At 57.3% G+C, this 9,379-nt stretch carries 12 protein-coding genes; 11 read left to right on the forward strand and 1 reads right to left on the reverse strand.

Annotated elements, in window-relative coordinates; all coding sequences use genetic code 11:
• The 11 genes from DTF_RS26195 to metK form a co-directional block, all read left to right on the forward strand.
• Window positions 1-184: sigma 54 modulation/S30EA ribosomal C-terminal domain-containing protein (locus DTF_RS26195; protein ID WP_193352702.1), on the forward strand; the 184-nt coding region annotated here is incomplete at its 5' end.
• Window positions 185-261: 77 nt separating this feature from the next.
• Window positions 262-723, forward strand: a complete 462-nt coding sequence (locus DTF_RS0113225; protein WP_027715705.1) for a PTS sugar transporter subunit IIA — start codon at window positions 262-264, stop codon at window positions 721-723.
• A gap of 14 nt (window positions 724-737) precedes the next feature.
• Complete coding sequence (gene hprK / locus DTF_RS0113230) at window positions 738-1,712, forward strand: HPr(Ser) kinase/phosphatase (RefSeq protein WP_027715706.1); 975 nt, start codon at window positions 738-740, stop codon at window positions 1,710-1,712.
• Window positions 1,709-2,575: an RNase adapter RapZ gene (gene rapZ / locus DTF_RS0113235; protein ID WP_027715707.1), complete on the forward strand. Its 867-nt coding sequence runs from the start codon at window positions 1,709-1,711 to the stop codon at window positions 2,573-2,575. Before hprK ends, rapZ begins: the two co-directional genes overlap by 4 nt.
• A 3-nt stretch (window positions 2,576-2,578) precedes the next feature.
• Window positions 2,579-2,980, forward strand: coding sequence for a PTS sugar transporter subunit IIA (locus tag DTF_RS0113240; protein WP_027715708.1), 402 nt, complete (start codon window positions 2,579-2,581; stop codon window positions 2,978-2,980).
• A 178-nt stretch (window positions 2,981-3,158) separates the two neighbouring features.
• Entirely contained in the window at window positions 3,159-3,644 is a 486-nt protein-coding gene (locus DTF_RS23485) for a PTS sugar transporter subunit IIB (protein WP_051361290.1), read from the forward strand.
• Between the two features lies 1 nt (window position 3,645).
• A complete protein-coding gene (locus DTF_RS23490; RefSeq protein ID WP_051361291.1) occupies window positions 3,646-4,338 on the forward strand; it encodes a PTS sugar transporter subunit IIC in 693 nt (230 codons plus the stop codon).
• Between the two features lie 7 nt (window positions 4,339-4,345).
• Window positions 4,346-5,098, forward strand: a complete 753-nt coding sequence (locus DTF_RS23495; protein WP_051361292.1) for a PTS system mannose/fructose/sorbose family transporter subunit IID — start codon at window positions 4,346-4,348, stop codon at window positions 5,096-5,098.
• An 11-nt stretch (window positions 5,099-5,109) separates the two neighbouring features.
• Window positions 5,110-5,376: an HPr family phosphocarrier protein gene (locus DTF_RS0113260; RefSeq protein WP_027715709.1), complete on the forward strand. Its 267-nt coding sequence runs from the start codon at window positions 5,110-5,112 to the stop codon at window positions 5,374-5,376.
• Window positions 5,354-7,141, forward strand: a complete 1,788-nt coding sequence (ptsP, locus tag DTF_RS0113265) for a phosphoenolpyruvate--protein phosphotransferase (protein ID WP_027715710.1) — start codon at window positions 5,354-5,356, stop codon at window positions 7,139-7,141. Before DTF_RS0113260 ends, ptsP begins: the two co-directional genes overlap by 23 nt.
• A gap of 229 nt (window positions 7,142-7,370) precedes the next feature.
• Window positions 7,371-8,540, forward strand: coding sequence for a methionine adenosyltransferase (gene metK / locus DTF_RS0113270; protein ID WP_027715711.1), 1,170 nt, complete (start codon window positions 7,371-7,373; stop codon window positions 8,538-8,540).
• Window positions 8,541-8,908: 368 nt separating this feature from the next.
• On the opposite strand, the gene DTF_RS25555 is transcribed toward metK, so the two are convergent.
• On the reverse strand, window positions 8,909-9,289 hold the full coding sequence (locus DTF_RS25555) for a glutaredoxin domain-containing protein (RefSeq protein WP_051361293.1): 381 nt from the start codon (window positions 9,287-9,289) through the stop codon (window positions 8,909-8,911).
• Window positions 9,290-9,379 lie beyond the last annotated feature (90 nt).

Consider the following 9,379-nt stretch of genomic DNA (forward strand, 5'->3'; position numbering starts at 1 on the left):
ACCGATCATCATCCGCAGCAACAGTTTTCCCGTCAAGCCGATGGCGGTGGAAGAGGCGGTCATGCAGATGGACCTTTTGAACAAAGAATTCCTGGTCTTCACCGATTCGGCATCGGAGGAGATCAATGTAGTGTACCGCCGCAAGGACGGCAACTACGGTTTAATTGTTCCTCAAAGCAAGTAATAGCAGTATGATGACCGGGGGGAAGGGATGTGTGTCCTTTCCCCCCGGTTTTTCCAGAAGGGACTGGACGTAAAGAAATGAAGATAATTGACCTGCTGAAACCCGCCGCCATCACTGCGGACCTTAAGGCGACAGGCAAGAACGAGGTCCTTGCCGAACTGACCGATGCCATCCTCAAAGTAGAAAACGGTCTGGACCGTGACGAGGTCATCAACGTGTTGCAGGAGCGGGAACGGCTGGGCAGCACGGGCATCGGAGAAGGCGTGGCCATCCCCCACGGCAAGTTGAGAGATCTCAAGCATCTTGTGATTTCTTTCGGCCGCAGCCGCGGAGGAGTCGATTTCGACTCTATGGACGGCCGCCCTGCGCATTTGTTCTTCCTACTGATCGCTCCGGAAGAATCGGTCGGCGTCCACCTCAAGACACTTGCGCGAATATCCAAATTGCTCAAGAACTCCACGGTCCGGAACCGGCTTCTTGCCGCATCGAGCGGTGAGGAAGTCTATTCGATCATCGCCGAAGAAGAAGAGCAGCTTTAACATTACTGGGGATTATGGCCGGACTGAGTATCCAAGAGCTTCTTGGCGAAAAAGAGGCGGGGCTTGACCTTGAATTGCTGGCCGGGGAACGCGGTCTCGGCAATTGCGTGCAGGTTCCCCGCATACAAAAACCCGGTCTGGCTCTCGCGGGCTATACCACCAATCTGCACCCCGACCGAATCCAGGTCCTCGGGTCGACCGAGCTTAGCTATCTCAATCATCTGACGCCGGAGAAGGCCGCTGTCAATCTGCGCCAATTCTGCGCTCTGAATGTCTCTTGCTTTATCATCACCAAGGGCCAGGAGCCGCCCGAACGGCTGGTCATGGAAGCCGAGCAGCAGGGGATTCCCCTCCTGCGTACCCATCACCAGAGTTCCACCTTCATTTCCATGATCACCCAGTTTCTGGAGGAGCGGCTCCTTCCTTCAACCACCGTCCACGGTGTGCTGGTGGATGTGCTGGGGGTCGGGGTCCTGCTTGTCGGTAAAAGCGGAATCGGCAAGAGCGAATGCGCTCTCGATCTGGTACTCAAGGGGCACCGCCTGGTGGCGGATGACGTCGTCAAGGTGCGCATGAAGCTTCCAGCCGTCCTTTTCGGAGAAGGGATGGACCTGCTCCATTATCATATGGAGATCCGGGGTCTGGGGATCATCAACATCAAGCACCTCTTTGGCGTGGCAGCAATCCGTGAGCGCAAGAAGATCGATGTGGCTGTTGAACTTCTGGAGTGGGAAGAAGGAAAGGAATACGACCGGCTTGGGCTTGAAGAACAGAAATACGGCATCCTCGGTCTCGAAATTCCGTTTCTGAAAATTCCGGTCCGCCCCGGCCGCAATATCACGACGATCGTCGAAGTCGCGGCGCGCAATCAACTGCTCAAGGAAATGGGTTATCACAGCGCCCTCGAATTTCAGGATCGATTAGAAAAGCGGATGGCGGAAATGGCATACCTGCACGCTCACACCATCATCGGGGATAATCTTGAATGAGCCGGAAACGAGTCTTTGTTCTCACCGGCCTGTCGGGTTCAGGAAAGACTGCCGCCGCCCACGCCCTGGAGGATGAAGGGTTTTTCGTCGTTGACAACCTGCCGATGGCCCTTTTTCCCCAGTTTCTGGAAATGGCCGATCAGGGAGGTAAGCTTACTGCGGATGTAGCGGTGGTCATCGACGTGCGAAACCGCGAATTCCTGGCTGGATTCGAAAAGAATCTTCAAAATCTCAAGGCGCTCGGCTATCAACCGGTCATCTATTTTTTCGATGCCTCCGACGAGACGCTGATACGCCGCTATTCCGAAACCCGCCGCCGCCACCCGCTGGCTGGAACGGACGGGGTGCCCGCGGCAATCCGCCGGGAGCGGCAGCTTCTGGAGGAACTGAAGCGTTCAGCCACCGCGGTGATCGATTCATCCGGACTAACCCCTCATCAGTTGAGGTCAAGGGTGGTTCAGATCGTCAAGGGGGAGGAGGGATCGGAGCCTCTGGTCGTCCGTTTGCAGTCCTTCGGCTATCGCTACGGGGTGCCGCTGGAATCGGACCTGGTCATGGATGTGCGGTTTCTGCCCAACCCTCATTTTGTGGAGGAACTGCGGCCTCTGGGAGGGCTTGACATGGCGGTCAGCACTTTCGTGCTGTCGCAGCCGGCATGTCAGGAATTTCTGCGATATTTCAAGGACCTGATGATGTTTCTTCTGCCCCAGTATCGCAAAGAGGGAAAGAGCTATCTCACCATCTCCGTCGGCTGCACCGGCGGGCATCATCGCAGCGTTGCCGTCGTGGAAGCGCTGCGTCCGGCTTTTGTCGGCGAAGGGATCACTCTCGAGGTGAACCACAGGGATTTGGCCAAAGGATAAACGATGATCGGTCTGGTAATCGCCACTCACTCCAATCTGGCAAAAGAGTTCATCAATGCCGCCGAAATGGTTATTGGTCCTTTGACCAACGTCCGTGCAGTCTGCATACAAAAGGAAGACGGCCTCGAGGACATTCGCAGCAACATGGCCGGAGCCATCGAGGAGGTCGGCCGAGACGGGGAGGGAATCGCCATCATGACCGACATGTTCGGCGGGACTCCCGCCAACATCAGCCTCTCCTTTCTCGAACCCCAGCAGGTTGAAGTTCTTACCGGAGTGAATCTTCCGATGGTGCTGAAGTTCTTCAATACACGGGAAGGCCTCTCTCTTTCCGACCTGGTGGCCCAGCTCAAGTCGTACGGACAGCAGAGCATTACACTGGCCAGCGAATTTCTTCAGAAATGATGGCGTCGCAAAAAGTCCGCCCTACGGCGTTACGGCGTTTTTTCAGGACCTCGACATACCTGATGTATGCCTTCGCCCCTGAAAAACCACACGAAATTTTTGCTTAGCCATCCTCTGAGTTTTTGCGAGTGCATCAGAAATAAGACCGCATTTACGCCTTTGCCCTGGTAAGGACTTTATGAGCATCGTTCTGGCTCGCATCGACAACCGCCTCATTCATGGTCAGGTTCTGGAGGCCTGGGTCCCGTACGTCCATGCCGACTGCATCGTGGTCGCCAACGACCGGATTGCCGGTGTCACTTTCCAGCGGATATTGATGGAAGCCGCCGTCCCCCGGGGAATCCGGGTGGTAATTGCCACCGTGGAGGAGGCGGCGCAGTTCCTGGCGGCGGAGGAACGGAATTACAGGGTTCTGCTGCTGTTTGCCGATTCGGCCGACGCGCTGAAAGCCTATCATCTCGGCATGAGTTTCCCCGAGCTCAATCTGGGCAATCTGCACGGAGGAGAGGGGAAGTTGAGGTACAGCTGCACCATCGCTCTTGATCGGGAAGATATCGAGATTCTCGAATCACTGGAAGAGGAGGGGGTACGAATCGTCTCCCAGTGCATTCCGGCGGACCGGGAACAGTACTGGCGAAAGCTCGTGCCGAGCGGAGGGTCCTAGGATGGCTGCTGCGAGCTATCTGATGGCTGCCGCAGTGGCGGTGGTCTCTGGGCTTGACCGGACGGCATTCCTGCAGGTGATGATTTCACGACCGATTGTCGCCGCCCCTCTGACCGGATGGCTTTTGGGCGATGCTCCGGCCGGTCTTCTGGTCGGATCGATGGTGGAGCTTCTCTGGTTGGGGCGGCTGCCGGTGGGTGCGGCGATTCCTCCCGATGATACCCAAGTGGCCATCGGAAGCACTGTGCTGGCGATTACTATGGGAAGCCGACTGGGCCTGTCAGGACCGGCCTTCGTCATTCTCTGCACTCTTGTCGCGATGCCGCTTGGAAAGATGGGGCAGCTTTTTGAACGGTGGGCCCGGGACTGGAACGGAAGATTGTTGCAGAAGGCTCAGGACGCGCTGGCGGAAGGTCGGTTCAGGGCTGCGGAACAGGCCCACCTGTGGGGAATCGGGCATTTCGCTCTTGCTTCGCTGGCTACCTTCGCAACGATTGTCATCGTCGGTTCGCTTCTGCTTTCCGAGCTGGGGCCGATTCTGCTTAGGTCGACAACGGATGCCGCTCCCTGGCTTAGAGTGGCCTTTCCGATCATGGGAACGGCGATTATTCTCAGTTCCATCAACGTTCGACGGTCTCTGACCCTTTTCGCCGCTTCTTTCACCTCCGCCCTGCTCATGCTGTGGCTGCTCTGAGGTGCCGATGGAACGCAAAAGACTCCCCCGAATTGTTCTTGCCCGCGTCCTTTTGCGTTCCTTTGCCTTGCAGGCGAGCTGGAATTTTGAACGCCTGCAGAACCTCGGAGTTCTGTATACCCTCGGTCCGGCCCTGCGAAGCATGTTCCAGGGGGAAGAGCTTGCCGCGGCTTATCGTCGGCATCTTGAATATTTCAACACCCATCCTTTTCTGGCTTCGCCGATTCTCGGGGCGATTCTTGCACTGGAAGAAAACAAAAAAAGTGGGGACGAGAGCTATCTGGGGGTACAGGAATTCAAGGGGATGGTCATGGCCCCCTATGCCGCCATGGGAGACGCCCTTTTCTGGGGAGCCGTGCGGCCCCTTTCCGCCGGTGTAGCGCTTTTCTTTGCGGCCCGCGGATCCCTTTGGGCCCCCGTGGTGTTCTTGCTTCTGTTCAATCTGCCCCATTTCTGGTTTCGCATCGTCGGATTGCTGCGAGGCTACTTCCGCGGGCTCAGGGTGGTCGAAGGCATCCAGCGGCACCATCTGCCGGACCTGGCCATTCGCCTAAAGGAAGCGACGGTCGTGCTTTTGGGAGGACTGTGCGCCTATCTTGTTTTTCTCTGCCTGAGAGAGGAAGGGTTGTCGGCCGGTTGGGGGCTCGCCGTTATCCCGTTGGTCGTCCTGGCAGGGCGGCTGGCCCGCAAGGGGGTGTCGACCCTTCTGCTGGTGCTTGTAACTTCAGCGATCCTGCTGTTTTTTTTCTTTAGCGGATAAAAGGAACATCGATGGAGAAGAAAGACTTTACGATAAAAAACCGCCTTGGGCTTCATGCCCGGGCCGCGGCGCAACTGGTTCAGACAGCCAACCGCTTCAAGTCCGAGATTACCATCGAAAAAGACGGTCTGGAGGTCAACGGCAAGAGCATTATGGGCATTCTGATGCTGGCGGCCGCCCAAGGGTCACGGATTTCCGTGGCCGTGGCCGGCGACGACGCACAACAGGCACTGACAGCTTTAGGACAACTGATCGATGACGGCTTCGGAGAAAGTTGATTTCACCCAGGACACTTTTCTGGTCGGCCTGGGAGCATCGCCGGGAATTGCCATCGGCGAAACCTACCTGCTCAACCGGACCCGGCTGACGGTCGTGGAGCGTACGATTGCCGAGGGCGAGGTGGAGAAGGAGGTTCTCAACTTTCTCGATGCCGTGCGACTTTCCAAAAAAGAGCTGGAAGAGGTCAAGGCAGGGGTCACAGACCGGCAGCTGGTTGAACATCTTTATATCATCGACACCCATCTGCTCATCCTTGAAGACCAGATGCTGATCGACGATACCGTAGCGATTATCAAGAATGAACGGGTCAATGCCGAAGGGGCCCTGAAGCGTACCCTGGACCGGTTCAGAAAAGTCTTCGACAGCATCGAGGATGAATATCTGAGGGAACGGCGCTCCGATATCGATTCGGTGGGAAACCGCCTGCTGCGCAATATCAAAGGCGAAACCCAGCAGTCCCTGACGGAGTTCGACCGCAAGGTCATCATCGTTGCCCATGATCTTTCTCCGGCCGATACCATGCAGATCGACAAGGAAAAGATCATCGCCTTCGTAACCGATGTCGGCGGACGGACTTCGCACACTGCCATTCTCGCCCGCTCCATGGGCATCCCGGCGGTGGTCGGACTCGAAAACGTATCCTCCATCGTCCCCGGTGGAACTCCGGTGATCATCGATGGAGCCAACGGCACGGTGATCCTCAATCCCTCCGCAGATACCTTCAAGGAATATCTCAAGAAGAAACAGTCCTTCGAATACCTGGAAAAGGAACTCCTCTCCTATCGGGAACTTGCCGCCGAAACGACGGACGGTCACCGCATCGCCCTGCGCGGGAATCTGGAGATGTCCGACGAGGTGCCGCTGGCCCAGAGTCAGGGGGCTGAAGGGATCGGACTCTTCCGTTCGGAATTCCTCTTCATGAATCGCCTCCTGCCTCCCTCTGAGGAAGAGCAGTTTCAGGCCTACCGAGGTATCGTGGAGCGGATGGCCCCCCATCCGGTGACCATCCGGACCCTGGACGTGGGTGGGGACAAGTTCGTTCCCGAGATCAATCTCGCCGACGAAGCTAATCCGGCCATGGGGCTGCGCGCCATCCGATTTTCACTGAAGGAGAGGCGGCTTTTCAAGGCTCAGCTTCGAGCTATTCTGAGGGCTTCCTCCTTCGGCCAGGTCCGGATCATGTTCCCCATGGTCTCGGGAGTGGCCGAGATTCGCTCCTGCAAGGAGTGTCTCGAAGGGGCCAAGGACGAGCTGGCCGCGCAGGGCATTCCTTTCGATGCCCAATTGCCGGTCGGCATCATGATCGAGACGCCCTCCGCGGCTCTTATTTCCGATCTGCTGGCCAAGGAAGTCGATTTTTTCTCCGTGGGCACCAATGATCTCATTCAATACTGTCTGGCCGTCGACCGGGGCAACGAACATGTCGCCTATCTTTACGAGCCCTTGCACCCGGCGATCCTCAAAGCCCTTGGGATGATCTGCGCCTCGGCCAAAGAGGCCGGGATCGGGGTGGGGATGTGCGGGGAGATGGCAGGCGAACCCATCTACAGCATGGTTCTCCTGGGCCTGGGATTCGAGGAGCTTTCCATGAACGCCCCGGGAATCCCCCGGGTTAAACGCGTCCTTCGCCAGGTGAGCAGGCAGGAAGGGGAACGCCTGCTTGAAGAGCTGAAGCAACTGACCACCGCCCAGGAAGTGGCCCACCGCCTCGAAGAAGAGATGGGCCGGCGGTTTCCGGAGATCTTCGGCGCCCCCATCATATAGGAGGCTGATGAAAAACGCCCATCTGCTGCGTTGGCCTCATCCTTCGTCAACGACGTACCTTCCGGTACGCCTTATTCCTCAGGATTTCAGCCGCCTTGCATCTGGACATTTTTGATCAGCCTTCAAACAATCCCTTGGGGAATATATCCAAAATATTTGACAACCCGCCTCGTTATCCACTAATATTCGTTTTTTACCATTACCCCGCACAAAGGGAGGATTCCGCTCCATGGCCATGACCGATTTTCTTTTTACTTCCGAGTCCGTCAGCGAAGGTCACCCCGACAAGGTCGCTGACCAGATCTCCGATGCCATTCTCGATGCCATTCTCACCCAGGATCCCAGGTCCCGCGTGGCCTGTGAAACCCTTGTGACGACCGGGATGGCCATGATCGCCGGCGAGATCACCACCAATGCCCGCATCGACTACCCCGATATCGTCCGGCAGACCATCAGGGAGATCGGCTACGGCGACTCCGCCATGGGGTTCGACTGGGAAACCTGCGCTGTTCTCACCTCCATCGACCGCCAGTCTCCCGACATCTCCCAGGGCGTAACCGAGGGAGAAGGGCTGTACACCGAGCAGGGGGCCGGCGACCAGGGGCTGATGTTCGGGTATGCCTGCAATGAAACCCCCGAGCTGATGCCGATGCCGATCACCTTCGCGCACAAGCTGACCAAGCGTCTGGCCGACGTGCGCAAGAGCGGTCTGCTCCCGTTTCTGCGCCCCGACAGCAAATCCCAGGTTTCCATCCAATACATCAATGACAAGCCCATCCGGGTCGATACCGTTGTCGTCTCCTCCCAGCACTCCCCCGAGGTGGCCTATGACACCCTGAAGGAGGCGATCGTCGAGGAAGTGGTCAGGAAGATCATTCCCGAGAACCTGCTGGATGAGAAGACCAAGTACTTCATCAATCCGACCGGGCGTTTCGTGGTCGGAGGCCCCATGGGCGACTGCGGTTTGACCGGCCGCAAGATCATCGTCGACACCTATGGCGGCCAGGGCTCCCACGGCGGCGGCGCCTTCTCCGGCAAGGACCCTTCCAAGGTCGACCGCAGCGCCTCCTACATGGCCCGCTACGTCGCCAAGAACATCGTCGCCTCAGGCCTCGCCGACAAGTGCGAGGTTCAGTTGGCTTATGCCATCGGCGTCGCCGAGCCGGTCTCGGTCATGATCAACACCTTCGGCACCGGAAAGATCCCCTCCAACGACATCGCCCGGATCGCCAAGGAGGAATTCGACATGCGCCCGCGCGCGATCATCGAGCAGCTCGACCTGCTGCGCCCCATCTATCGCCAGACCGCCGCCTACGGGCACTTCGGTCGCGAACTCCCCGACTTCACCTGGGAGAAGAAGGACCGGGCCGAATCGCTGCGCAAGCGAGCGGGGATCTGATTCCGAAAATATAGGATGAATTACGAAGGGCGGAGCTGAAAAGGTTCCGCCCTTTTTTTGCACCGGAATTAGGAGAGGCCTTTTTCTTTTTGACGTGATAATAAATGAATTGTTATGATTCGGTCGGAGGCTGGGATGGAAATCGGGGAGGAAAAAATTTGAGCCGTCTGGGTCGGGGATTTTGCCGGCCTGGCGGTTTTATTTTTGGAGGGAAAACTGACATGCGGCAGAAGGAGACTGCCCGGCTCAGGGCAGGAAATGCGTCCGCGGTATGAAGTACGGGTTGAGTGGGGGAAGAGGCATGAGCCCCGGGTGGCGGGGGTGAAGGTGATCGAGTAGGAAGCAGGCAGAGAGAACCATACGGGACACTAGCGCCCCTCCAGCGCCCTTTCGTACGCCTCAGGCGAAAACCCGTGGATCTTCTGTCCGTTGATGACGGCGAAGGGGACGCCGCCGCGGGTGTCGAGCTCGCCTTTCCGCCGGGCCGCCCTCGCGTCTTTTTCGATATCATAGGCAGTGAACGGAATACCCCGAGAGCGCATATACCGGATTGCTTGTTTGCAGTACGGACACCAGCTTGTCACGTACAGTTCGACATCCGACCTCTCGCTTTCGCCGTGAGGGGTATCCTTTACTTCGGAATGGATACTCCCTTTCTCGTCAATCCAAATCGTTTTTTCGGCCAGAACCGGACCGATTGCCACCAGCATCAGCAGCGACAGGGCTGCGAATAATACAGCTTTCCTCATTTTTCCCTCCCTGAATAACGGACATTCAATAGAAGTAGTTTAGACCATCGGTTCGAGATTTCCATTTGTTTTTTATTTTTGCGGTTGCTT

This window comes from Desulfuromonas sp. TF, assembly GCF_000472285.1.
Taxonomy (GTDB): Bacteria; Desulfobacterota; Desulfuromonadia; order Desulfuromonadales; family ATBO01; genus ATBO01.

What these genes read in the sequence shown, in the direction of transcription:
- metK (WP_027715711.1), top strand. Translation starts at nt 7,371, where the DNA reads ATGGCCATGACCGATTTTCTTTTTACTTCCGAGTCCGTCAGCGAAGGT.
- DTF_RS23485 (WP_051361290.1), top strand. Translation starts at nt 3,159, where the DNA reads ATGAGCATCGTTCTGGCTCGCATCGACAACCGCCTCATTCATGGTCAG.
- ptsP (WP_027715710.1), top strand. Translation starts at nt 5,354, where the DNA reads ATGACGGCTTCGGAGAAAGTTGATTTCACCCAGGACACTTTTCTGGTC.
- DTF_RS0113260 (WP_027715709.1), top strand. Translation starts at nt 5,110, where the DNA reads ATGGAGAAGAAAGACTTTACGATAAAAAACCGCCTTGGGCTTCATGCC.
- rapZ (WP_027715707.1), top strand. Translation starts at nt 1,709, where the DNA reads ATGAGCCGGAAACGAGTCTTTGTTCTCACCGGCCTGTCGGGTTCAGGA.
- DTF_RS0113240 (WP_027715708.1), top strand. Translation starts at nt 2,579, where the DNA reads ATGATCGGTCTGGTAATCGCCACTCACTCCAATCTGGCAAAAGAGTTC.
- DTF_RS23495 (WP_051361292.1), top strand. Translation starts at nt 4,346, where the DNA reads ATGGAACGCAAAAGACTCCCCCGAATTGTTCTTGCCCGCGTCCTTTTG.
- DTF_RS25555 (WP_051361293.1), bottom strand. Translation starts at nt 9,289, where the DNA reads ATGAGGAAAGCTGTATTATTCGCAGCCCTGTCGCTGCTGATGCTGGTG.
- hprK (WP_027715706.1), top strand. Translation starts at nt 738, where the DNA reads ATGGCCGGACTGAGTATCCAAGAGCTTCTTGGCGAAAAAGAGGCGGGG.
- DTF_RS0113225 (WP_027715705.1), top strand. Translation starts at nt 262, where the DNA reads ATGAAGATAATTGACCTGCTGAAACCCGCCGCCATCACTGCGGACCTT.
- DTF_RS23490 (WP_051361291.1), top strand. Translation starts at nt 3,646, where the DNA reads ATGGCTGCTGCGAGCTATCTGATGGCTGCCGCAGTGGCGGTGGTCTCT.